Below are 26,317 nucleotides of genomic sequence, written 5' to 3' on the forward strand. Positions count from 1 at the left end.
TCACCAGCCCATGAAAAGCTTAAAGAATGCAATCTCCCATTTTTTATTAGGTGTACTTAAGTACCTCTTCAATCGTCGTGCGCCCTGAGTAGATATTCGCGAGTCCATCTTCACGCAGGGTGCGCATCCCAAGCTCGATCGCCTTCTGCTTCAGCACCACTGTTGGAGCTCTCTCAGTGATGAGCTCACCGATCGGGTCTGTAATGTCGAGAAGCTCAAAGAGCCCCTGACGCCCTTTGTATCCTGAGTTGCCACATGTATCACACCCGCGACCAGTATAGAACTCCTTGTCGCCTAACTCATGCGGTGATACTCCCAGTTGAGTTAGAATCGCTTCGTTCGGATCATACGGTGAACGACAATCAGGACAAATCGTACGTACCAAACGCTGCGCTAAGACTCCCTCTAACGAGGCTGCAACCAAGAAGGGTTCTACACCCATATCAACCAATCGTGTCACGGCACCTGGTGCATCATTCGTGTGCAATGTACTCAAGACCAAGTGACCAGTCAGTGAAGCCTGAATCGCAATTTGCGCTGTCTCCTTGTCTCGAATCTCACCCACCAATATGCGGTCTGGATCCTGACGCAAGAATGCTCGTAGAATTCTCGCAAAATCCAAACCAATCGGCTCGTTCACCGGAACCTGAATAATCCCATCAATGTCATATTCCACCGGATCTTCCGCCGTGAGCAATTTCGCATCAATCGTGTTAATCTTACGTAGCGCCGCATACAATGTCGTCGTCTTACCTGCCCCCGTTGGACCAGTCACAACAAAGATACCATTCGGCTTCAAAATCGTTTCATTCACATAATCGTAAATGTGCTGAGGTAATCCCACGGACTCCATGTCGAGATTCACACTGCTGCGATCTAACACACGAAGCACCACTGACTCGCCGTGCTGAGTAGGCAGAGATGATACACGCATATCCACCTGGCGATCACCAATCTGCTTAACAATACGTCCGTCCTGAGGAACCCGTGTCTCAGCAATGTTCATGTTAGACATCACCTTCACACGCGAAATGATTGCCTTCGCCAAATGCGGCGGTGGCGGTGCCATCTCGAATAAGCCACCATCCACACGGTAGCGAATCTTGAAATCATTCTCAAATGGCTCAAAGTGAATGTCTGAAGCCTTCTCCTTAATCGCCTGGAACAACACAAGGTCCACATAACGAATGATCGGGGCGGAGTTTGCTTCAGAAGCCACATCCTCAGTACCATCCTCATTGGTAACAACATCGATCTGATCTAGAAGACCATCCATCGCACTGCCGCTGCCCCCATAGAGTTCGTCGATCTTCTCTTCGACCAAGTAATCTGGTGCTACCGCAATGATGATCTCTTTACCTAACGCAAAGCGTAGATCTTCAGCGGCTTGCGGATTGAGAGGGTCAGATAATACTACGTGCAACCCTTCCGGACCCACATTCACTGGTAAACACCCGTGCAGACGAGCCATGCCCGCTGGAACCAAACTCAATAACTCAGCCGGCGGATTGAAATGGTTCAGATCTACCAACTCCGCACTCAACTCAGAGGCAATGACTGGCCAAATCTCATCCTTGTGCGAGATGACCTCAAAGTCATGCAAGGTCTCTGCCATTGTCTTCCCGCTTGCCTCCATTGAAGACATTATGTCCTGCGCAAGGTACTTATCGACCATGCCACGACCCATGAATATTTCTAAAACTTGTTGATTGTCCATTGCTCTCTTGGGGTTAGTTGTCAGCCATTGTTACGCTAATTACTTCTGCAGCTGAGGTCAGCCCAGCCTGCACTTTTCGAATGCCATCCTCTCGGAGGGTTCGCATCCCCAACTCTCGAGCCCTGGTCCTCAACTGCGGTGAGGTCAGGTTCTCATTAATCATGTGACGCACTTCGTCGTCTACTTCGAGAATCTCAAAGATCCCCATACGTCCCTTATAGCCTTTGTTGCGGCATTGCTCACAACCACTAGGTCCATAAATTGTGCTCGCTGTCTGATTTGGATCAATATTGAGCATGCGCATTTCACGCTCATCTAACACAGCTGGCTCCTTACAAACCGGACACAACTTACGCACCAAGCGCTGCGCAATAATCGCACGCACCGCACTGGCTACCAAAAATCGCTTCACACCAATGTCCGCCAAACGCGCTACCGCACTCGGAGCATCATTCGTGTGCAATGTAGAGAACACCAAGTGACCTGTCAGCGAGGCGTTAATCGCAATATTCGCGGTCTCTGCATCACGAATCTCACCAATCATAATCACGTTAGGAGCCTGACGTAGCATCGCTCTCAGCGCCGCCGCAAATGTCATCCCAATGTCTGACTTCACCATCACCTGGTTGATACCCGGCATCTCATATTCCACAGGATCTTCCACTGTGATGATCTTGCGGTCAGGCTGGTTGATGTAGTTCAAGCAAGCATACAATGTTGTCGTCTTACCAGAACCCGTCGGACCAGTTACCAAGATAATCCCATCGGGCAATTTAATATAGCGTCTGAAGTCGTCCTGGTCATCAGATAAGAACCCTAACTCGCCAAGACCTAACACCAACGCTGACTTGTCCAATATACGCATCACGATACTCTCACCGTGGTTGCTCGGCACACTAGAGACACGCAAATCAATCTCCTTATCACCTGCCTTAATCTGAATACGTCCGTCCTGAGGCAAGCGCTTCTCAGCAATACTCATCGTACCACTCATCACTTTGAGGCGAGCAATAATCGCCGGCAACAGCTTCTTAGGGTGATTATCTACTTCAATCAACTTACCATCCACACGGTAACGAATCCTCAAGGATGCCTCTAATGGCTCAATGTGAATATCACTCGCCCGCATCTTCAATGCCTCTACCAATATCTGCTGCACCATCTTGATGATCGGCGCATCATTCGGGTCAGCATCCTCGTCACCAAACGAAAATTCATCCAAATTTCCCTCGTCGCTTGTGCCACCACCATAGTACGTCTGAATACATTGGTCGATCGCACTGCCAGTCGCACACACAGGATTCACTTCACGACCAATCACGTGCGGCAAGGTGTCTAACACCTCAAAGTTGAGCGGATCAGAAATTGCTACCGTCAATGCATACCCATCGTCCATCACTGGAATAACACGGAATCTCCGTGCCACATCCTCTGGAATATGATCAAACATGTCAGGCGATATCGCCGTACTGCGTAAGTCAATGTACTCCATGCTCGAACTCTGTGCACAGACCTGTGCCACCTGTTCCTCACTGACTCGATTCTCGCGAATCAATCGCTCCACAACACTCTCTGTGCCGGTGAGCTGCGCTCGCGCTGCCGCTATGTCATCATGGCTGATCAATCCAGACTCAATGATCAACTCTAACAAATAATCTTCGTTCGAATACACGGGTTTCTCTAGATAGGGTATATATTAGTGGGTTTTCCCTAAGACCAGTCGCTGGTCATTGGAATGGCTAGCACACTGGCCAACTCACCCCCACACGTCAAGGTAGCAAACGAAAATTTTACACGATTTACCTAGCTCTACACAAAACGCATCCACATCGTCCATACATCACCCGCCAATCCCCACTTGCACACTACATCCATCATACACATTTCACCCCTTCTCACCCCACCTTTCTGCAGAATACGCAAATCCAAACTTAAGACTAAAAAGGGTCAAAAACCACTTTATCTATCACCAAGTAGCCCACCTAAATCCATACATATCACTCCTAAAAATCCCAACGGAATTAACTCCCCCAGCCCAAGGTCGAACCGAAGGCGACCCCCTGGGCTGTATAGCACTTAATTAAAAATCCAATCCCTGAATAGACATACTGAACGCAGACTCTTCAAAAACCTCAACGAGGTTTCGACTCCCAGCCCAGAGCACCAACTCTGGGAACTTGCAAAAAACCAACAAGAAGTCTGAAAGACTTCAGTCCCGTAAATGATTTTTAATCCCAATACCCCATCTCCTAAAAAACCTCCGACAGAAAAATCACCTCAAATCCCCAACTTTGATTGCCTAAAAGCCACAAGTTACAAATACTACCCCTAACAATGGCCAACGGATAGAGGATTACTGTCCACACGGCCTAGCATCTCACACTATCATCCTAAATGTTTGAATTCATAGAAATTGACTTCGGCATCTTCGCCACCTTCGTCCTAGGTCTAGGTATCCTTGCTCAATGGCTCGCATGGCGCCTAAAGCTCCCATCCATCCTTCTCCTACTCTTCTTCGGATTTGCCGCCGGCCAACTCTTCGGCGTCAACATCGATGATTTCCTCCCAGGCCCAGATGGTGAATCCATCATTCTCTCACTCGTCGGCCTCTGCGTAGCCGTCATTCTCTTCGAAGGCGGCCTCACACTCAAATTTTCTGAACTTAAGGAAAGTGGAGGCCCTGTTCTCCGCTTATGCACAATCGGAGTGGCCATTTCATTTGCGCTCACCACCCTTCTTGGCATCTATGTCTTTGATTGGAATTGGCGCGTCGCCGCCATCATGGGCTCAATCCTTGTAGTCACCGGCCCCACAGTAATCGCCCCATTACTGCGCCACATAAAACCCTCAAGGAAAATGAGCTCCATTGTCAAATGGGAGGGAATTGTCGTCGACCCTATCGGCGCTATTATGGCCGTTCTCGCATTCCAAACCGCTCTCGCGGGCGGCGTCGAACAAGCCCAAGCTTCCATCCTCAATGCCCTTGGCATCACACTACTTGTGGGTGTCGTCTTCGCTTTCCTCCTCGCTAAAGTCATCGAGGCCCTCCTCAAACACCACCTCATCCCCGACTTCCTGCATTCAGTATTCTTGCTGGCTATTATCGCCATGGCTTTCTCTGTCTCCAATGCCATCCAAAAAGAATCAGGACTCCTCACAGTCACTGTACTTGGTATTGCCTTGGCGAATCAGAAATCTGTCTCGGTCAAACACATCCTCGAGTTCAAGGAAACGCTCCGCACGCTCATCATCTCACTCCTCTTCATTATTCTATCGGGTAGAGTAGATGCCACTAGCCTGCAGAATGCGCTCCTACCTGGCATCGGACTCCTCCTCTTCCTCGTCATCCTCGTGCGCCCACTCTCCATCTACCTCTCGACTCTCTTTCTCAAACAAACCAATTTCAAAGAACGCACCTTCCTAGCCGCCCTCGCACCTCGCGGCATCGTCGCCGCCGCTGTCACTGCCATCTTTGCTCTTGAGCTCACCCACGCCGCAGAAAAAGTCAATGGCTTCCCACCTGAAGTCGTCGAACAAGCAAAACTCATGGTCCCAATCATGTTCATTGTCATCGTCGGCACAGTGACTATCTACGGCCTCGTCGCTTCCCCACTCGCTAACTACCTCGGCATTGCCACTAAAAACCCTCGTGGCGTACTCTTCGCCGGAGCCGATGGCTGGATCCGTAAACTCGCCAAAGCCCTCCAAAATGACGGCCACGAAGTCCTCCTCCTCGACACAAATTACTCTAACATCGCTGCCGCCACAGTGGATGGCCTCCCCGCGAAACGCGCCAACATCCTCTCTGAATACGTAGAGGAAGAGCTCGACTTCTCTGGCCTCGGCCAACTCATCGCCGGCACCCATAACGACGAAGTCAACAGCCTCGCTGCCAGCGAATTCAACCACATCTTCGGCTCCGCAGATGTTTGGCAAGTCGCTCCACTCGATGACAACGCGCACCACACCACCGCCGTTGCATCCCATATGCGGGGTAGAATCATTTTCCCAAAACGCCCAAACCACAAGGAGCTCTCGCGCATGAGTGCTGACGGTAGAGAAATTAAAACAACCACCCTCTCTGAACAGTTCACATACGACGACTTCCTCGCCCGCAACCCAGATGCCATCCTCATGTTCATTAGCAGCCCTGACAAGGGACTGCGACCAGCACACGATGACACCAAACCCCCAACCGTAGGTCACACCATTTACGCCTTCGTCACCCCGAAATCAGACGCACAACCTGCGTAACCTAACACTCATAGGCCATGTACCAAGACCTCGAAGCTGAACTTCACGACCACTTTTGGCACGCGGAACAAGAGCACGCTGACGAACTCCCACTCCTCTCACACTTTCTACACCACCATCCCGGTCGTGCTCTAGAAGTGGGGTGCGGCTCAGGTAGACTCCTCCTCCCTCTGCTCAAACAAGGTTTCGATATCGATGGGATCGACACCTCAGAGGAAATGCTCGCATTGCTAAAAAAACAATCGAACACCTCTAACTACTACCTCGGTGACGCCACGCACTTCAACTTCCCCCATTGCTACGCAGCTATCACTATTCCCGCTTTCACCCTCCAACTCCTCAGCCGCCAAGACGCCCACGCTCTACTCATCAACCTAAAGCAGCACGCCAAACCCGGCGCCGCACTCTACCTAACCACCTTCATACCATGGGCTGAAATCACCGATGAACTCGAGTGCGACACCTGGAACCTCGATAAACAATCACCATACAAAAATTCTTCACTCGCCCTCTGCCACACCAGACACTCGATTAATCGAGTCGAACAATCCCTCCACCGAGAACACCACTATTCTATCCAAGATGCTCGAGGAGCGACCACCGCAGAATATAAAACCGAGCAATCACTTCAGTGGTACCTTCTCCCAGAGCTAAGGTCGCTGCTCAACCTAGCAGGCTGGTCACTCGAATCTTGGCATGCAGACTTCCAACTCAACCTTCAGGACTCTGATGCCGCGGTCCTGACACTTTTCGCAACTGCGACTTAAGCTCACCTACCATCGACTGCAATTCCGCCATCTCAGCAACCGCTCGCGGATCAAACCTTAACCTCCTGTGCTCCATCACCACAGAATCCACCAAAGCAGCATCCACCTCGCCGAATTCCTTTAGCCGACCAACCCACGCACCATAATCCTCCCCAGCACCTCTCGGCCCCACCTTCTTGCGTACCAGCTTCTCTAACTTATGCAATGGGGTCACGACAACATCCCCGTCCCACAGATAACCGATCTGCCCATCTGACTCGCGTCGGCTTCTTGCACTCCACAAACGATAGACAATCCACAAAACTAAGATCCCTCCTGCGATACCTGCACGTGTTAAAAAGAGACTGCGATTCTCCGGATCTATCCGCCATATAAAAAAATCCTCCCGCAGAATAGCAATCTGCTCACGTAACCAATCCACTGGATTGATCTCACTATGCGCTGCAACACCTCGGAAATCAGGTGGAGTCGTGTCCACATTTATCCATTTACCATCAATGTACGCTCTCACCCATGCGTGCGCATGCGTCCCTCTAACATTCCAGCGGTCTCCATCTCTTTCCATCACCGCATAGCCCACTGTGTAGCGCGCTGGTATGCCCACTTCTCGAAGTAAGAGTACAGTTGCGCTTGCGTAGTATTCACAATGTCCCTTTTTTACCGTCTCTAGAAACCACTCCAATTTGGTCCGTTCGTAATCGCGCTCGCCTGGATCAAAATCCGTCGAATACTCAAAGGCCTTCGCAAAATACCTCTCAATCGCCACCACCACATCCTCCGGGCTATCCATCTCCCGCAAACCTAGTTCATCCACTAATGTGCTGATAACAGCTTGCTCATCCTTATCCACCTCATAGTCCACCCCCTCCACTGGCTTCACATCCATCACCTTCCCCTCATCATTAGCATACAAAGTGTAATTGAGAACCATCTCTCGCTCAACAACCTGCATCGACCCCATCGTATTGACCTGCAACTCCGCAACATCACCAAGAACATCAGAAGCGCCAAAATATCCAGGAACTGATGGAACTACTGTCGAAGACTGCTTATGAGTCACAGTCCCTCGCACTTCGTAAGCATCGTCCTCATCCACGCGCTTCAATCGACTAACATCCTCGTCCCTATAATAGCTATACAGCTCTCCCTCATGCTGCAAAGCCCTCCGAGGACGCGCCGCATACGAGCCCTGAGGTGCACTAAACCCCTCGCGGTTGTAAGCATACGTCCACCTCCCATCGCGATACAAATTGTAGCTCGCCAACTTTAAATAGTTGGGACTTCCCTCACCCCACACACGCCACTCAATCTTGGGATTCAACTTCACGTCCCCCAAATCCCCTAAGTGCGCATTCAGGTCTGCGAAATAGGTGTTATTCTCCATCAACCCTCTCCCCATACGCATCTTTTCCTTCGCCCACAAATACACGGTCGTCATCCCCCACTGAGTGACCCAACCGAGCCCAATCACAATCGGCAAAGCCCATAATAACCCTCGTAATTGCAACCCTCTAGACCGATACACGCTCGCAACTAACAAAAAGAACGCCGCACACAAACTCGGCCAGAAAAACCAAGGAAGCTCCTCACCCGTGCATCCCGCTGTCAATACCCCGAATAAATACGGATACCCGGTATTGACCTGGCGCGGATGCACCTCGCGCCCCTCCTTCCGATCTTGCTCCATCCTCTTCCGGCTAAAATAGAAAAAATTATTCAGATTGACCCGATCACTACTGCCATATCGCTGTACAAACTCCACCGGTAGCAACAAAACAGGCAACCAGCGCACCACATTCAGAGCCCCACTCCTCCCCTCATCATCAATCCAACTCAGAGCCACCACCATCGCAATCAATAATAATGAAAGCTGAAACGCCTTCACCTGACCACTCTCACCAAAATCCCACTCCACCTTCACATAGCGACGCCCGTCAAGAATAGCCGCCAAAACAAGCGCGACCACCAAACTGCCAGCATTCAGCCCCCAAAATAGCAACAGGAAGCTAGTCAACAATACAGGAGGAACCAATATCTTTAAATCATTACGCGCCACACCCTACTTCTGCCACCAACTCAACACTCTGTCCACCACCACTTCTCACTTCTCACTTCTCACTTCTCACTTCTCACTTCTCACTTCTCACTCCTGACTCCTGACTCCTCACCTCAAACCCAAAAGCCAACCTTTACATCCGCTCCATTCCAAACTAGGTACTCAGCATGAATTGGATCGCAACACTTTGGGGAATTTTGGGAGTCACCGCTCTCATTGGAACCGCCATCCACAGACTCTACCTCAAAGCTGAAGTTGCTCTCTCTGGTGATTACGCCCTAACAACCACACACTGGGTTGTCATGATTGCGTTCTCACTCTTCATGCTCGTCGCGGAAGGATACCGCGGATTCCAAAAGAAATTTTCTCCTCGCACCGCTGCCAGAACCCACTTCCTATACAACAACACCACCCCAAAGCGCCTCATCCTCGCCCCCTTCTTCTGCATGGGCTACTTCGATGCGAACAAGAAAACACGCATCATCTCTATCAGCCTTACTCTGGGCATCATTCTCCTCATTCTCCTCATGCGCCTCATCCCCCAACCGTGGCGCGGTGTCCTCGATGTCGGCGTCGTCCTTGGCCTCTCCTATGGCCTCATTTCATACTTCTGCTTCCTCATCAAAGTCTTCACTAAAAAAGACCACGGTCATTCCCCAGAAATGCCCTAACACCTCCCCCCCCAACCACAGATCCCCACAGCCCCCACAAAATACCCCCACCCACTCACACTCTCTAACCGAGGGTCCCACATCGATAAATCCACATTTTTCGATAGGGTAGGGACAGCGCATTGAGTTGCGCCGCCCCTCCCACCAAACCGTACGTGCGGATTTCCCGCATACGGCTTTCCAGTCTGCAGTTCCTCTTCAGGACTCAAGGTTTTCAAGCCGTGCTTGCTCCATGTTAAATAAGCCCAGATTGTTGAAGTAGACTATTTGGTACCTTTTGTTGTCCCATCCTCTTCCGTTGCCTTTGCGTTTGTTATTGCAGCGGATGATTGTTCTCAATCTTCTCCTCGGCAATTGGTCTAACTTTTCGAGAACACTACCTTGAGTATCCTTGTAGTAGTTAAAGTAGCCTCGTAAGATCGGGTTGAGTTTCTCGATGGTTTTCTTCAGACTCTGTCCATGACATCTGGCTGTTAGTGGTCGGAGCTTATCTCGAAATTGCTTTCTGCTCTTCTCACTGACCCAGCGTTTATTCTCAGTGCGTAAGTGATACCCTAAGAAGTCGATACCTCTTCTGGTGCTCACCTGTACGATCTGAGTTTTGTCTGGGTGGAGCCTGAGTTGGTTTTCTGTGCACCATTTCTCAATGTATTCCTTGGCTTGTTGCGCTTGAGTTTCTTCGTCACATAGCACTACGAAGTCATCGGCGTAGCGAACCATTGTTAGTCCTTGTCGGGCGAGTGCCCAGTCCAGTTCATTGGGATAAAGGTTGGCCAACAGGGGGCTAATGACTGCCCCTTGTGGACTTCCCTGTTCGGATGCATGCAGCGTTCCGTTCTCGTCAACTTCTGCTTTGAGAAAGAGCTCAATGAGCTCTAACACTCGGTTATCGCTGATATGTTGAGCTACTTTTCCCATTAGGATCTTGTGATCTATCTGATCGAAGTAGCCTTGGATATCCGCATCTAACACCCAGTGTTTTCCTCGTTTGAAGGCTATACAGATTTCTCGCAGGGCGAGCTTCTGGTGCCTTTGTGGACGGAAGCCGTAGCTGCGCGGTGCGAACTCATTTTCAAGTATGGGTTCGATGACGTTGCGCAGTGCGGTTTGAACGATTCGATCCCTGACGGTTGCTATACCGATGGGCCGAAGCTCTTTCTTTCGTCCTGGTTTTTCTAGGTAGCAACGACGAATCGGCTTGGTCCGATAGCTTCCTTGTTTGAGCTTTTCGCTCAGCCATTGGAGGTTACTTTCCAAGTGTTCTTCGTATTGCGCAATGGCTTGCCGATCCACCCCCGCTGCACCTTTGTTCGCTTTGACACGTTTGAAGGCGCTGCGGAGGTTTTCGATTTTCCATACCTTGTCGATGAGGCTGTACCATTTGCCTCCCTTCACCCCTCTCTCGAGGGTCTTGAGCATCTTTGCTGTCCATACTGATCCTTCCACCCAAACCCATTGATCATTGCTGATGACTGGCGTGTCGGCTTCTTCTGCTTGTCTAGGGGTATCCCACTTGAGCAGATACACAGCTTCTTCGGAGAGGTCATTCTCTTCGATTCTTGCTTCTTTTGGATTATATTGTTCTTTCATTATATGGATGCATCGATTTGCTTTCCTGCTGCCCTTGGCTCCATCTGCTTTCACAGGTTTCTTAACTACTATGGCGGCTCTGACTCCTCGCAGCCCATTGCTGTAAGGCAATGACATTGGGACTGCGAGGTCTCCCTAGTCCACGTCACAAACACTTCCCTTCATCCTGTCACCAACCGCCCCACGCAGCCCTAACTGGCACAGTGTCAATTCCCGTTAGATTCTTGCTATGTTCTATCATTTTCCGACGGATCGTCGCTTTTGAGAAGACTTCGCCATCCACTCGAGAGGCTCGTCGCATACGTAGAGCCGAATCGTGTTCGTCGCCTACGGGCTGAAGTTTTACCTTAGATTGCTTCCCACCCCACCTCGCGGTGACGCAGTTATCTTCGGCGTTATGACCCATTAGACACTTGGGCTATTTGCGGACTTTCACCACAATGTGTTTGTGCGCTGCTAGGCGCACGAGTGCGGTAGCATGCTACCGCTCTAACATTGCTGAAAATCGCTTCAGCGCCATCTCTCCACCAAGCTATCATCAGACCTCTCTACATTCGGAGGGCTCCAACTCCCCCCTCGATCTAGGTGACTAAAAACCTTCAGGCGATACCACTCTCCCTTGGGTAGCCCCTCCCTCCCCGAAACCACATCATCCCCGCGCCGGCCATAGTCTAGTCGCATTTTAGGCCAACATCACTCCCAATTGGATTGTCACCTGCTGCACCTCCCAACACCCAGCAAAATGTAGCGTAGGCCAACCCACCACCACAAATTACCACCACAGTCTCCCAACAAAACTCCCTAACAACTAAACTCTCCAACCTTGGCCCACCTTTTCACGAGGCAACACACTCGAATGGATAGTCAGCCACCCCCTCCCAACTTCAATCCTAGTTTAGCCGCACCCTAAATCAAATTGACGCACTTTGATACGATCAAATGCCTTCCACTCAGATGGCCCCCTTAGTCTAACCTTATCTACTCCCGGACTATCACACGACCCGCTCAGCAACTCCCTTTCATTCTCAAATCTCTAGATGCAACAGTTTCCGTCTTTTGCTAATAATACACCCACATCCCCCCTACTAAAGATCACCTGATCTAAGTTTTTTTTGACGACTGCCGTATCATGCCACCGCTCTAACATTGCTTAAGCTCGCTTCAGCGCCATCTCTCCATCTCTCCATCAAGCTATCAACGTCTCTCCCCACATTCAGTGAAGTTTCAGCTACCTACCATCAAGCGGATCGAACACACTTCAGGCGACACCACTCTTGCTTGGATAGCAGACCACATCATCCCCGCACCGTGCATAGTTTAGTCGTATTCTAGGCCACATCATTCCCTGTTGGAATGTTACCTGCTGCACCTCCTAATACCTACCAAAAGTATAGCGCCCCCACGCTCCAATAGTAACCTCCACTAGTAACCTCCACTAGTAACCTCCACTAGTAACCTCCACTAGTAACCTCCACTAGTAACCTCCACTAGTAACCTCCACTAGTAACCTCCACTAGTAACCTCCACTAGTAACCTCCACTAGTAACCACGACACGATATACCCGATAGTGTGGGACTCCTTGCGTAGAATTACCTCAGACCTCATCCCACTTACTCTAATTATAACCCGCTTATTTTTCGGTGTGCGCTAGTTTGCCACCGCTCTAACATTGCTTAAGCTCGCTTCAGCGCCATCTCTCCATCTCTCCATCAAGCTATCAACGTCTCTCCCCACATTCAGTGAAGTTTCACCTATCCCTCCATCAAGTGGGCACGAGCACACCTCATGAGGTATCAGACTCGCACGGACAGTCCACCGTGCCCTCACAGCACCAACCATAGTCTAGCCGCACCATGTACAGCATTACAACCAATTGAATTCTCAATAAGCGTCCTCCCCACTGACAATAAGCGCCTTGTGCATCCCACCATCACACAACCCACTGCAGACTTCTATAGCATGTTCTGACCATCAGGCATAAAGACCCCATCTCCCCATCTCCCCATCTCCCCATCTCCCCATCTACCCATCTACCCATCTACCCTTCTACCCTTCTACCCTTCTACCCTTCTACCCTTCTACCCTTCTACCCTTCTACCCTTCTACCCTTCTACCCTTCTACCCTTCTACCCTTCTACCCTTCTACCCTTCTACCCTTCTACCCTTCAGAAATTAGAAATCCGAAATCCGAAATCCGAAATCTTCCAGAGTCGCTTTGGGCTCTAATGAAGAACAAACTACAGCCAGACCATGAGTTAAGCTTTCCAATTAGCCGACCTTCAAAAACAACATGTAATGCACATTACATAATAACCTCCTTTCTTTGTTCAAGCGGACTCCTCACTCCCTTGAAGCCGATCTTCTTACTCAAATGCGTATAGATCTCAGTCGTTGCGACATCGTTATGCCCCAACAACTCTTGAATCGTTCGAATGTCAGCCCCGCCTTCGAGCAAATGAGTAGCAAAACTATGCCTAAGCACATGCGTAGTCACGCGCTTATCAATACCTGCTTCACGACAAGCCACCTTAAGAGAACGCCGATAAGTCTCCTCATGCACGTGATGTCTACGCATCAACCCACCAACTGGATCCATAGAATAATGCATCGCTGGAAAAAACCAAAACCACTCCCAACTCTTACTACCCTTCGGAAATTTTCTCCCCAGTGCTCCAGGCATTGCCACACCTTCACACTGCCTTTCCCGGTCAAGATCATAGTACACCTCCTTAATAGAACATTTATGGGCTCGTAGTTTATCGCTCAACACATCAGGAAGCACTGTCACCCGATCCTTCTTCCCCTTTCCTTGGCGCACGGTCAGCGTCCCCCTCTCTATGTCCACATCCTTCACCCGAAGCCTCAGTAACTCTTTCAACCTCAATCCTGCCCCGTATTGCAACTCCGCCATCAGTCGATATCTAGGTTCAAACTTTTCTATCAAACGAAACACCTCACCACTACTTAAGACAGTGGGGATGTGCTTCGTCCTACGTCTAAACTTCACACCCAGATCGACAACCTCCTTTCCACAAACATCTTTGAAGAAAAAGACGAGCGCATTCAACGCCAACTTCTGTGTCGAGAAACTCATCTCCTCTTTCTCGACCAAATGCGTCAGCCACTCGCGAGCTCGTGCTTCATTGAGAACCTCTCTCTCATCACCTACCCACACAGCATAACGTGCAGCCCTTCTCCCATACGTCTTCAGTGTCCTCTGCGAAAGCCCTCGACGATTCCCAACATGAAAAACCGCAAAGTACACCCGCTCATAAATGCTCTTGGGAACCTCACCATCCTCGATACGACATTTGTCTAACCACTTCCCGTACCATCGCATCCCCTCAGCCCACTGATCCAATTGCCACTTCTCCCGATCCTTCCCCTGAACTGCGGCTTTCCAAAATTTTCGACCAGTCTCAATCCCTGCAGCTTTTCGATGCTCAAGCCGCCAAGACTCATACCAATGCAGCACAAAGCAATAACGATCCTTCTCAAGTCGACTCAAATCTCGGCTCTGCATAAGATCCTCCTCCCACGCCCCAACACCATGCACACTTCGATGCCTCTCAATTGCCTCCAACAATGAAACATTACTCATAAGAACACTATACTCATACGACCACACTATGACAACTAAAAAGTAAATCTATACCTCCGCACCTCCTTCAATATCCCAATAATCAATAAGCTCACACGACATCTAGTCGAAGAAGACTGATTTTTTATATCGCCATCCTCAATGCTATCTGATTCATTACTCAAGTCGTGCTCTTCATGCACTATGCTTCCTTTTGCTTATTGGTTTCTTCAGTTATCTGTAGTGTGACCAAGGGCGGCAGCGTCTCCAATCACTTCTGAGCATACTTCCAGCCTAAAGAATCAACGTAACTACCTCTCCTCCCCTACCGCCACATTCAAGCAATTCCATCAATCACAAATTTAAAGCAATACAAACGTTACACCCCTCCATAATGTTAGCACCTACACCTTCAACATCTCCAAACTTTATGACTCCCAATAATTCCCAAAACACCCACACCGTCACCCTCACCGGACTTTCCAAAGCTTATATCTAGTGACCTCCCAACCAACTCATTAACATCACATTACATTCTCCCCCACTATAAGTCACACACACCCTCCTAATGTGACCTAATACTGTTATACTAAATATGAAAGCCCTACTCTACACTCTAACATCAGCACTAATAATTAGCGCATCAGTAAATGCAGCTGTAATCCCAGAAGGTACTGGAATCATTTACGGAAAAGACCACGTATTCTCACTCAAAGCTCCCAAAAAGTGGATGCTTGATAACGAGAGCGCAGCAAAGCAAGGTGTTCATGCTGTATTTTATAAGCAAGGAGGCTCCTGGGAAAACAGTACCACTGTAGCCTATGCGCGTGCTCGTCCCATAGATTCTGAAGTTAAATCCATTGAAGATGCCGTTAAGTATCTCATCAAAGACTTCAAACAGAACGGAAACCCAAACTACGCTGGTAAGAAGGTCAAGACACTCAAGAGTGAATCTGGCAATAAGGGTACAATCTACCATTTTTCTGGAGACCAGTGGGGCAACTATGAAGCTGTGTGCTACTTCAAGGAGAACAAGACTATCAACATGATTATTCTTACAGGTCGTAACAAGAAGGATTTCGAGTCATCGCTTAAGGCATTTGAATCCCTCTGTAAGTCTTATTTATTCATCGGTGAAGAACTGAAGCAGACCAACAAAAACTGACTTTGTATAACAAGACGCTGCACCCAACCGCTGACCGCGGTTGAGCTCCGCTCACCTTTCCCAACCCTCAATCCGTAACCAATAAATCACAGTACATCCCCGTCAGCGGTGCGGTGTGCTTTACGTTAGGTTTGAAAAACGGATGCGTCAGATCAATTTCTAAGCATAAATAGTGTTCAAGTGAGTATTTAATCTTGACTGTCAATTTATTGCACTAGTATAATAATCTTTGCGGAAGCGTTAAGAACCAGAGAGGCTTAAGCCTCGGCGATTTTTATAAGCTTTCTCCAAGATTATTATACAGAGGCTGTGATCTATAGATCAGAGTCAGCAAGATTAAATACTCACTTGGACAGTGACTCGGAGAAGAAATTGAACTTACGGACTGACTGGGCGGCTCGAAGCGTCGCCGCTGATTTTTCATACGAGCAATCACTGTTGGATAATCGTCCATTGATCTCAACAGCAATTGATCAGCTAGGTCTAGATGCTAAGAAAAATCGGTTTCTCTTCTCGTAAGATGAATAGGATTAAATCAACCTAACAAGGCGTACACCATCACACAAAGTGTGAGGTGTACCTTTACGTTCTACTAAATAACAAATGCGCACCCTCAATATATTCAGATGCGTTTTCTGCGTATTAACAATTTGCTTTCTCTTAGCTGGTTCAAAGCTCTTTCTATTTACTCTTATTCCCTGGTTTATCCTTTGTCTTAATGGATTTCTGATACTTTTACCGATCCTAATTATCTATTTGATTGTCTACGCAAGAGGGGATCTAAGCGGAGTATTATCGGGGGCATCTCTAGAAGTTATACTTTTCTCACTACCCTACATAATCTCAGATTTAGGCGTAACCAAATCGACTCTATTATTTATTGTATTCCCTACGATAGTCTCAATAAGCAGCCGAAACATTCTAAAATACTTCATGACACCACTTCCTGAAAAGTGCCAAGAATGAAGCCCACCGTTTTCCGATTGAATCTACTACGCCAACAAAGAAAATTATCTCTGTAGAACAAGACGCTGCACCCAACCGCTGACCGCGGTTGAGCTTCGCTCCCCTCTTCCAACCCTCAATCCGTAAACAATAAATCACAGTACATCCCCGTCAGCGGTGCGGTGTGCTATACGTTCGACTAAATATAACAACACTAACTATGACACCTGCACCACTAAGCAAACGTACTATATCATTCATTATCGACACAATTGGCTTTGCTGCCATCATTTGGATTTTTGGCCATATCATGCTAGCTGTTGGAGATAAAAAGGGTGACCTCACTTTTAATCTAACTTTTTTCATACTGTTGCCGATCACAGCACTTACATGTTGGCTAGTTGGTAACAGCCCAGGAAAAAAGATCATGGGATTATCCATTGTTGACGAGCAAACTGGAGAATCTCCAAGTACTTCACAATATATCAAACGCTGTATTTTATTCGCCCTTTTGCCATCACTGAACATAATTTTTGCGATTCCTGTTTTGGCGTCCAAGAAACGAAAAGCATTCCACGATATGATTGCTGGCACGATGGTCATCGAAAATTAGCTCTGTCGAACAAGACGCTGCACCCAACCGCTCACCGCGGTTGACTTCCGCTCTCCTCTCACGCAATTCTAACTTAAACCCACTATCAAAGCTTTCTGGTCAAGTTCGCGGCTGGTGTGCTTTACGTTCGGTAAGATATAAATATGAAAAAAATTTATATATTGATACCAAGTCTAATCATAGCTCTCATTATTGGAGCGTATTGGAATACAAGCTCTATAACTCCAATCCCAACATACCCGTATGTAGCTACGGATATTGGCGTATATCAAATAGATGATTACAGGTCCATTGAGGTTAAAGAAATTGACGGGGTTCTACGTTACAGCGAAATAACAGTTGATGAATCTGTGCGTGACAGAATTGGGCAACATAGTGTTGGTAGGACTCTTGATCTCGAACTATCAGAAGGGTGGAGCATTACTTTATTATCTAGAGATTCGATCCAGATACAAAACGGTAAAGGTCATACTATAGATCGGAAATTCGGGCAGTCAGATAATATAGATCCACCAGTAATAACGCATACAATTGTACATAAAATCGAGAGTGCTGACACCTCCGCAACTCACAGTAATAAATCTCCTGCGGTACGAGATAAGAGCTCCGAAAAGTAAATTTAGATCAGCAGACCGAACAAGACGCTGCACCCAACCGCTCACCGCGGTTGACTTCCGCTCTCCCTCCACGCAATTCTAACTTAACCCCAATATCAAAGCTCTCTGGTCAAGTTCGCGGCTGGTGTGCTTTACGTTCTGCTAAATATGACAGTCTCTGCACATAATGCGCTCGCTCAGTTAAAAATCAGTGTTAGCAACTTGGCTCTTGATGCTAAAGATCAATTGAAGATTGAACAACGAGTAGATATCACTGATGAGTTAGCTCTAGAATACGATAACTGGTATCACGCAACAATATATCGAGATGACATTGGAATGACTCCTGAACGCAGATCGACATTAGACCTACTCGACAAGTACCTATCGAGCATGAAGCCAGAGCTATTTGATGAAGAACTATTGAGCTCAGATCTACACTGGTTTGAAGTACGCCGTATTGCTAGACAATCTATGGCTGAGTGGGGCTGGGAACACTAGCGCTAAAATTGACTTTTGCAGAACAAGACGCTGCACCCAACCGCTGACCGCGGTTGAGCTTCGCTCACCATTTCCAACCCACCATCCGTAAACAATAAATCATAGTACATTGCCTGTCAGCGGTGCGGTGTGCTTTACGTTCGACTAAATATGCACCGCAGAGAAATACTTCCCACATGGATAAGATTCTTCACATGGATACATCTATTTTATTTCGTCGTCCCATTGACCTTCATCTTAGGTTTATTCATGCCAGATAGAGATGTCTACACATTCGATTATTTCGGACTTTCTTATGAAGGTTTATCACCGTGGAATCCTAATGTAATTTGGCTTATCATCCTCCTTACATTTTCAGCAATCGTAGCTTTAGCCATTATCATGGAGAAAGATTGTGCGATACTTTTAGGCAAAATATATGCGGGGTTAGCTATAGCTACATGCCTCTTCTCGGCAGCATATCAAGCCTATACAGAACAATATTTACACCTTCCATATGAACTTCTGCCACTCTTATTCTTTAATGGTACACTATATGAGAAGGCTCAAGCGTGGGCTAATTACAATAAAACTGCCTCTGTCGAACAAGACGCTGCACCCAACCGCTGACCGCGGTTGAGCTCCGCTCACCATTTCCAATCCACCATCCGTAAACAATAAATCATAGTGCATTCCCCTGTCAGCGGTGCGGTGTGCTTTACGTTCTGCTAAATTATGCGCGCTCTAATCAAAAAGAATGCACAAGAGATACGTTGTCTTCACGGACGTATTCATGAGACGTTTGCAGAGCAACCACACGGCACAGCCCATAAAGAAGCCTGTTCAGATTTCCATTCAAAATACGACTCTCTAGCTTTCCCTGGAGGATATGAACTTGGACTACGAAAGATCATCGAAGGGGATTCGGCAGCTCTGGAGTCTGCTCTCTTATTCCTCGAAGTTCAGCCCTATTTCTTCCGTTCTCAGTACATCAGAACTAAACTCATCAGATTATTGAAGCGTGCAGATCTCTCAAAGTCTCAGAAAACAAGATTCAAGAACTGCATTTCCAGATGACATCCTATCTCAAAAATTGCCTTTGCAGAACAAGACGCTGCACCCAACCGCTGACCGCGGTTGACTTTCGCTCACTTTTTCCAATCCTCCATCCGTAAACAATTAATCAAAGCGTATTCCCTGTCAGCAGTGGGTGTGCTTTACGTTCTACTAGATAGACCATTGCAGAGAGCTCCACTACTATTCCAGTATAGACGAGACAGTATCTCATTCCTTTGCGACACTTCTAACCCTAGAAGTTTGTCATGATTACCCAGAGGCTGTGCATGCGGGACTCTGGTGATTCATCATCGTGAACTTTATGAGCATTATTCCTAACTCGCATAGCTGGGTATTACTCCCAGAACTCTCGGCCTTCCATGCGATGAGCCAAATTACGTTTTTAGGTTCGCATCACTTTCAGAGATCCTCGACGTCGACACCTCAATGTAAATGACCTGTAATAGAACGACCTTGCTACACCGTTGCATAAATCTATGATCCGTTCCGAAAGATAATTTTCCATCCAGTTGGAAACCATCTATTGCACCACTTTGTAGAACAAGACGCTGCACCCAACCGCTGACCGCGGTTGACTTTCGCTCACTTTTCCCAATCCTCCATCCGTAAACAATTAATCAAAGCGCATCCCCTGTCAGCAGTGGGTGTGTTTTACGTTATGCTAAAAAATCCACTTTCGCTCAGACCTTCAAAGACAGACGATCTGAGTTGGCTTAATTCATTCTATGAGTCCCAAATGAAGCCATTAGTGGAACAAACTCACACTTGGAATTCTACCATCTTCAAGAAGAGCTTTGACTCCCAGAACACTTCTATCATCAAACACAACTCAGAAGACATCGGTATGCTTAAAGTTCAGCGACATGATGACTTCATTTATCTAGCAGATATTTTGATTAAGCCCGAGTTTCAGAACAGAGGTTTAGGTACATCACTCATCTTAGAACTTATCTCAGAAGCAAAGCAGAAGAACATCCCTCTTAAGTTGCGTGTGCTAAGGGTAAACCCAGTTCGCAGCTTATATGACAGGCTTGGTTTCACAGTTGTAGCTGAAGACGAATATGCTGTATTCATGGTTATTCACTGATTTGAGGGATATAATTCTACTCGCCCACACGTTCAAAATTGCCTTTGCATAACAAGACGCTGCACCCAACCACTCACCGTGGTTGAGTTCCGCGTCTCTCTCTTATAATTCTCACTTTAAACCCATAGCGCATTTCCTCGGCAAGGTTCGTGGTTGGTGTGCTTTACGTTATGCTTAAAGAATTATACTCTTGGATTATAGATGATAGTGAAGATGATGATCTTGAGAAAGAATCTCCATTATGGTCTGACATTGCTAATGAGCTAAACAGGATGAATTCCAGTCGTAAGGTCGAGCTTAGTAATGGGGATGATCTAAACTTTTCATATTCAGAGGGCATAGGAATTGAGATGGAATTCTATAATGCCTGTATTCATTATAAGCCGGATACTTTTCCTAGCGAAGAGGCAGTGCGTAGGTTTAAACTATTTTTTGAAGATAACTTTGCAGAACTATTATCATTAGAGTGGTCTCCAGTCATGGGATACAATAATATAGATGTTGAAACAATTAATAGATATTTGCATAACAAGACGTAGCACTACAACTCCCTATGGCGCGTCTCCAGTGTCAGTTTATGAAAACTATAACCATTAACTCAGTATCGACGCTCGCTCTCCCATAGGGAGTGTGTGTACTTTACGTTATGCTGAATATGACAGAAGATGAAAAAATCATAGATGTTCTTGAACGCTACATGGTTGCAGCAAAGGACGCAGACCAGCAAGCTCTACAAGAATTTTGCACCGATAGACTCATGACACAGTTTGGATGGTTTTATCGCTTTTCGATGCGCTGCGTGAGAGTGTTTTTCCCCCGTAGAATCAGTAATCTGGAACTTAAAGATGTAACAGTTGAGAGTGTTAAGGGAGAGAAGGCGGTTGCCCACTATACAGTCACTTGGGGTAATAAGCATAGATACGAGAGGGTAGTTCTACTGAAGGATGGTGAATCGTGGAAAGTAGATGGCAAATTTGTCTAGTATTCTTCATACCAATCAACGAAATCCTCCTTGCATAACAATTCGCAGCACATAACGCCTGCCCGTTCGGAGTTCTTAATTACGTTTTATGAAAATTAACCATCAACCCACAGTCGAAGTGCCGCAGCCAGACAGGCGTATGTGTGCTATGACGTTCTGTGAGAGAAAATAGACGTTCTAATTTCATCTCCATCTCCCTTACTGTGCTGCCTATCAGTTGCTACGATTATTGCTGAAGCTCCATACTTCGAGATCATGCTGTGAAGTTAACAAGTGGGAGTAGTGAACTATCTTCTAGAACCGTGCTGCTCAATCACGGTGAGTACATTCAAAGCACACTTTAGAATTTTTTCTCAAAATCTCCTTCTACGAATTGTGGGCGCATCCTCTATGCGGTTCGTGGCGTAGTAATTACTCAATTCATTGCGTAACGATGTTCGTCTCATCCACTGTTGGTGAAGTCGCTCGTAGTTCGCTCAGCACGATAAAAACATTGGTTTTACTAGCGTGTTCAGTTGCGATGTTTTAGGGTGTTTCACAGAACAAGACGCTGCACCCAACCGCTGACCGCGGTTGACTTTCGCTCACTTTTTCCAATCCTCCATCCGTAAACAATTAATCAAAGCGTATTCCCTGTCAGCAGTGGGTGTGCTTTACGTTAGACAAAAATGAACACAGTCACTCACGCTTTACTTCCAGTCGTTGCAATTTGCCTTTATCAGAGGTTTAGAAAGAGTGATTTCTCCCTTAATAAGTTTCAGTACGCATTAATCACTTTTGCTGGTGCAGCACCGGATCTATTCACACCACACTTCAGCATCGCTAGTCGTTACAGTAGTTGGTCACACACACTTCCAGCATTAATAACCTTCACTGTAATCCTCCTAACTACCGCTTCATTTAAGTTTAAGACACTTACCACTAAAGTAGCTGTTTTTATGGTTGTAGCATACAGCCTACATTTAGCGTGTGATGCTTTGTCTGGAGGGATTCCATGGCTCCTGCCATATTCGGACGCGATTCTGGGAGACTATTATATTTCACCTTCCCTCTGGATTCCCTTTGACGTCATTCTAGTGTTCACGACCTACATTCTTGCTCGCACTGTCAAGGATTCCTCCTCTGCGACCACCTCTGTCTAACAAGACGCTGCACCCAACCGCTGACCGCGGTTGAGCTTCGCTCCCCTCTTCCAACCCACTATCCGTAAACAATAATCACAGTACATTCCCGTCAGCGGTGTGGTGTGCTTTACGTTCTGCTAAATTGACATGCGTTTCGGCAATAACACATCGACTCTAAAATATGGAGTTATCACTGGTTTAGTCATTGGACTCGTAGCCTATATCTTCAGTGCGATCATGTTCATTTTCTATGAACACCAGCCATTTCAAAAACTCATCCCTTTATCACTAATTATCCTGATACCAGCTATAGCTATCGGACTTGGCATTTTACCCACAGTGTTTTTTAGTATCCACATCAACGACGGGTGTGTTGAGCATAAATTACTCGATAAGTGGGTGCTGTCTCGTGCCCAATTATCAGACTTCAAAACCATGAAATCACCTGCTGGGTTCTTCGCAGCTAAGATTACTTTCTCCGATCACACTAAGATGCGATTGGTTGGCATAAGCGTCGATCCACTAGCATCATTACAACATACGCTAGACTCAAGTAGGGCTAAGTCTAATGAGCACGGTAATATAGATTTGATTTAAGATGTCTATTCCCGCTAGGACTGCCTTTGCAGAACAAGACGCTGCACCCAACCGCTGACCGCGGTTGAGCTCCGCTCACCATTTCCAACCCTCTATCCGTAAACAATCAATCATAGTACATCCCCGTCAGCGGTGCGGTGTGCTTTACGTTAGCCTAAATAATTCACACCTAAACTTTTTCCAGAAGACTCATGATCCAAGCTGCAATAGACGGAATAATTCTATGGTTCATCATTATGGTCTTTTTTAGACAAGACGGTGACACAGAATTAAACAAACTCCTCTTCATTTGCTTATTTGCCTCCATCATTTCTTTAGCGGCTCATTTCACCATTGGCGAATGGGCTGGGTACATCAAGATTCCTATCATTTTTGTATGTCTCGGAAAGTATTGTGGATTCAACCTGCCCACATCCTTAAAGATTACAGGTATTTACACAGCAGCTATTCTCATACTCTAAGCGTTCAAAACTGACTTGGCTAACAAGACGCTGCACCCAACCGCTGACCGCGGTTGACTTCCGCTCACTTTTCCCATTCCTCTATCCGTAAACAATTAATCAAAGCGTATCCCCTGTCAGCAGTGGGTGTGCTTTACGTTCTCCTGAATGAAAAAGCGTACGATAAAGAAATTAGCGCTAATGACATGCCTAATTGTATTATGTGTATCATTCCTTGCGCCAAGTTTGTTCAGAAGCCTTGAGGCCATAAACTGTGAATACCAAGACATTGATATAAACTCAGGTCGAGTACGGTCCACAAGGATGGTTTACTGGATTCCTTTTAGTGTAGTATACCAAGAGACTCCGATAAGTAGAGTTTTAGGCTATGGAACAGATCCATCGCATATTGGTGACTGGAGGCGAGTAAACACATTCGTAAATTTTTCTAGTGTATCTCCTCATTATAGTTTTCATGGTGCTATCGCAGAGAGCAGGAACGTTGGTCTTTTATGGGAACACCAACACACAAACAAAGAAGAGCGTCAGGTTATAGCGAAGAAGATTTTAGCTTTATGGCAAAGTGCTGAATCAGTTCATGGATCTGATGAGTATCTTGAGAAACTCTGGCGAAAAAACCGACAAGAAACTAAATTGGGAGAACAAGACGCTGCACCCAACCGCTGACCGCGGTTGAGCTCCGCTCACCATTTCCAACCCTCAATCCGTAAACAATAAATCACAGTACACCCTCGTCAGCGGTGCGGTGTGCTTTACGTTCTGCTAAATTTCGCTGTTCTTTAAGACGTGCAGCACTTCACGATAGTCATACAAACTAACAACAAAATAAAAACCCAAGTTGATTCCTCAAAAGATGCACATTTACGGATTAAAATATGAATTAGACTGTCTTTCATCTGAGTTAGAAAAGTCGAATATTATGACTAGAGACCTCATGCTCCTTCGATGTAGCGCTGGAGGTCTCGGAGAACACATACTTGAAATCATCAGCGAATCCAACGTGGAGTGGGTTGCAGCTCTGTTTATCTACCTCAAGAGCAGAAATAAGCGTTACAAGTACACCAAAGACGGAGCAGTTCTTGAAGCCAACAATGTAAAACCTGAAGAATTTGCAAAGATGATGAATAAAGTTAACTCTATCTACATCACTGGTGAAGACTGCGAAGACGACACTGAATAAACTACCTTGCAGAACAAGACGCTGCACCCAACCTCGGACCGCGTTTAGTCGTTTTGAATATTTCACTACATTCTAAATTTTAAAGATTCAGCACACCGCTCTGGTCTAGTCCTCGGTTGGTGTGCTTGACGTTCTACTAGAGATATCCCATTGCAGAGTGCTCAACTAGCTATTTCAGTCAGACAAGACAGCTTAGAAAAGCATTTTCTAACTCTCAGTCTTATCAGTTGCGATGCATTCACAGAGCCTGTGCACGTGGAACTCTGAAAGTTCATCATCATGATCTTATCGAACATTATTCTAAATTCAAAAAGCTGGGTAAGACTTTCAGAACTCTCGGCCTTCCATGCGATGAGCCAAATCAGGTTTTTCGGTTTCCTGCGTTTCTAGAGATCCTCGACGTCGATACCTAAGCCTAAATGACCAGTCATAGATGATCCTTGCTACACAGCTTTAGAAAATTAAGATCCATTTCGAAGTATGACCCTCCATCCAGTTGGAAACCACCGAATACACCACGTTCGTAGAACAAGACGCTGCACCCAACCGCTGACCGCGGTTGAGCTCCGCTCACCATTTCCAATCCACCATCCGAAAACAATAAATCTCAGTGCATCCCCGTCAGCGGTGCGGTGTGCTTTACGTTAGCCTAAATAATATGAACCTTGCTCAAACCACATCTACACCCTTCGCGCTGAGTGATCTTCTCGGCGAACTCCAAATGGTGGCATTATGTGTCTCAATGTTGTTTTCATTACTTTTTTGCATCATAGCCGTGACACGATGCAATTACCGATTTCTTGTGACACCTCCCATACTGGCACTCTCTATGTCGCTCTTGATACTGGGTATCACGTTTTTTAATTATGGGGTTTCCACGTATTCAATGGGTAAGAATCATGTAGGCAAGGATCCTTCATTCTATTTGATGGATATGGGGGCAATGCAAGCAGGTATAGGAGCAAATTTACTTTCACTTGCAGTAACTGGAGGCATGATCTTTCTGAGCTACTTGGTCATTCAGATCCGCAAATACAAAATGGGCTAACAAGACGCTGCACCCAACCGCTGACCGCGGTTGAGCTCCGCTCACTATTTCCAATCCACCATCCGTAAACAATAAATCAAAGTACATTCCCCTGTCAGCGGTGCGGTGTGCTTTACGTTAGGTTTGAAAAACGGATGCGTCAGATCAATTTCTAAGCATAAATAGTGTTCAAGTGAGTATTTAATCTTGACTGTCAATTTATTGCACCAGTATAATAATCTTTGCGGAAGCGTTAAGAACCAGAGAGGCTTAAGCCTCGGCGATTTTTATAAGCTTTCTCCAAGATTATTATACAGAGGCTGTGATCTATAGATCAGAGTCAGCAA

General features: G+C 46.8%; 19 protein-coding genes. 14 read left to right on the forward strand and 5 right to left on the reverse strand.

The window, feature by feature from the left end; all coding sequences use genetic code 11:
• Positions 1-46: 46 nt before the first annotated feature.
• Positions 47-1,717 (reverse strand): GspE/PulE family protein, encoded by a 1,671-nt coding sequence (locus ACFSW8_RS05210; RefSeq protein WP_377090477.1) that lies wholly within the window; start codon positions 1,715-1,717, stop codon positions 47-49.
• Between the two features lie 13 nt (positions 1,718-1,730).
• A complete protein-coding gene (locus tag ACFSW8_RS05215; protein ID WP_377090478.1) occupies positions 1,731-3,389 on the reverse strand; it encodes a GspE/PulE family protein in 1,659 nt (552 codons plus the stop codon).
• A gap of 722 nt (positions 3,390-4,111) precedes the next feature.
• Between ACFSW8_RS05215 and ACFSW8_RS05220 the strand changes: the two genes are divergently transcribed.
• Positions 4,112-5,971: a cation:proton antiporter gene (locus ACFSW8_RS05220; RefSeq protein ID WP_377090479.1), complete on the forward strand. Its 1,860-nt coding sequence runs from the start codon at positions 4,112-4,114 to the stop codon at positions 5,969-5,971.
• Positions 5,972-5,988: 17 nt separating this feature from the next.
• On the forward strand, positions 5,989-6,738 hold the full coding sequence (locus ACFSW8_RS05225; protein WP_377090480.1) for a class I SAM-dependent methyltransferase: 750 nt from the start codon (positions 5,989-5,991) through the stop codon (positions 6,736-6,738).
• Here ACFSW8_RS05225 and ACFSW8_RS05230 read toward each other — a convergent pair.
• Complete coding sequence (locus ACFSW8_RS05230; protein ID WP_377090481.1) at positions 6,683-8,794, reverse strand: transglutaminase-like domain-containing protein; 2,112 nt, start codon at positions 8,792-8,794, stop codon at positions 6,683-6,685. The two genes, ACFSW8_RS05225 and ACFSW8_RS05230, sit on opposite strands and share 56 nt — an antisense overlap.
• 167 nt (positions 8,795-8,961) lie before the next feature.
• Between ACFSW8_RS05230 and ACFSW8_RS05235 the strand changes: the two genes are divergently transcribed.
• Positions 8,962-9,465 (forward strand): hypothetical protein, encoded by a 504-nt coding sequence (locus ACFSW8_RS05235; protein ID WP_377090482.1) that lies wholly within the window; start codon positions 8,962-8,964, stop codon positions 9,463-9,465.
• 198 nt (positions 9,466-9,663) lie between these two features.
• On the opposite strand, the gene ltrA is transcribed toward ACFSW8_RS05235, so the two are convergent.
• On the reverse strand, positions 9,664-11,055 hold the full coding sequence (gene ltrA, locus ACFSW8_RS05240; RefSeq protein ID WP_377177620.1) for a group II intron reverse transcriptase/maturase: 1,392 nt from the start codon (positions 11,053-11,055) through the stop codon (positions 9,664-9,666).
• Positions 11,056-13,358: 2,303 nt separating this feature from the next.
• Positions 13,359-14,657, reverse strand: a complete 1,299-nt coding sequence (locus tag ACFSW8_RS05245; protein ID WP_377177622.1) for an integron integrase — start codon at positions 14,655-14,657, stop codon at positions 13,359-13,361.
• Between the two features lie 574 nt (positions 14,658-15,231).
• Here ACFSW8_RS05245 and ACFSW8_RS05250 point away from each other — a divergent pair.
• From ACFSW8_RS05250 to ACFSW8_RS05300, 11 genes are all read left to right on the forward strand, one after another.
• Positions 15,232-15,801 carry a hypothetical protein gene (locus ACFSW8_RS05250; RefSeq protein WP_377090493.1) on the forward strand — a complete coding sequence of 190 codons (570 nt, stop codon included), beginning with the start codon at positions 15,232-15,234 and terminating at the stop codon, positions 15,799-15,801.
• A 1,165-nt stretch (positions 15,802-16,966) separates the two neighbouring features.
• Positions 16,967-17,359: an RDD family protein gene (locus tag ACFSW8_RS05255; RefSeq protein WP_377090497.1), complete on the forward strand. Its 393-nt coding sequence runs from the start codon at positions 16,967-16,969 to the stop codon at positions 17,357-17,359.
• A gap of 143 nt (positions 17,360-17,502) precedes the next feature.
• A complete protein-coding gene (locus ACFSW8_RS05260) occupies positions 17,503-17,976 on the forward strand; it encodes a hypothetical protein (RefSeq protein ID WP_377177624.1) in 474 nt (157 codons plus the stop codon).
• A gap of 147 nt (positions 17,977-18,123) precedes the next feature.
• A complete protein-coding gene (locus ACFSW8_RS05265) occupies positions 18,124-18,456 on the forward strand; it encodes a hypothetical protein (RefSeq protein WP_377090501.1) in 333 nt (110 codons plus the stop codon).
• 249 nt (positions 18,457-18,705) lie between these two features.
• On the forward strand, positions 18,706-19,065 hold the full coding sequence (locus ACFSW8_RS05270; RefSeq protein ID WP_377177626.1) for a hypothetical protein: 360 nt from the start codon (positions 18,706-18,708) through the stop codon (positions 19,063-19,065).
• 1,183 nt (positions 19,066-20,248) lie between these two features.
• Positions 20,249-20,599 carry a GNAT family N-acetyltransferase gene (locus ACFSW8_RS05275; protein ID WP_377177628.1) on the forward strand — a complete coding sequence of 117 codons (351 nt, stop codon included), beginning with the start codon at positions 20,249-20,251 and terminating at the stop codon, positions 20,597-20,599.
• A 170-nt stretch (positions 20,600-20,769) separates the two neighbouring features.
• Positions 20,770-21,138 (forward strand): hypothetical protein, encoded by a 369-nt coding sequence (locus tag ACFSW8_RS05280; protein WP_377090511.1) that lies wholly within the window; start codon positions 20,770-20,772, stop codon positions 21,136-21,138.
• Between the two features lie 116 nt (positions 21,139-21,254).
• Positions 21,255-21,581, forward strand: a complete 327-nt coding sequence (locus tag ACFSW8_RS05285; RefSeq protein ID WP_377177630.1) for a hypothetical protein — start codon at positions 21,255-21,257, stop codon at positions 21,579-21,581.
• Positions 21,582-22,249: 668 nt separating this feature from the next.
• Complete coding sequence (locus ACFSW8_RS05290) at positions 22,250-22,723, forward strand: metal-dependent hydrolase (RefSeq protein WP_377090515.1); 474 nt, start codon at positions 22,250-22,252, stop codon at positions 22,721-22,723.
• A gap of 1,959 nt (positions 22,724-24,682) precedes the next feature.
• Complete coding sequence (locus ACFSW8_RS05295; RefSeq protein ID WP_377177632.1) at positions 24,683-24,943, forward strand: hypothetical protein; 261 nt, start codon at positions 24,683-24,685, stop codon at positions 24,941-24,943.
• 658 nt (positions 24,944-25,601) lie between these two features.
• Positions 25,602-25,991: a hypothetical protein gene (locus ACFSW8_RS05300; protein WP_377177634.1), complete on the forward strand. Its 390-nt coding sequence runs from the start codon at positions 25,602-25,604 to the stop codon at positions 25,989-25,991.
• The last annotated feature ends 326 nt before the right edge of the window (positions 25,992-26,317 follow it).

The organism is Rubritalea tangerina, from assembly GCF_042683245.1.
GTDB classification, from domain to species: Bacteria; Verrucomicrobiota; Verrucomicrobiia; order Verrucomicrobiales; family Akkermansiaceae; genus Rubritalea; species Rubritalea tangerina.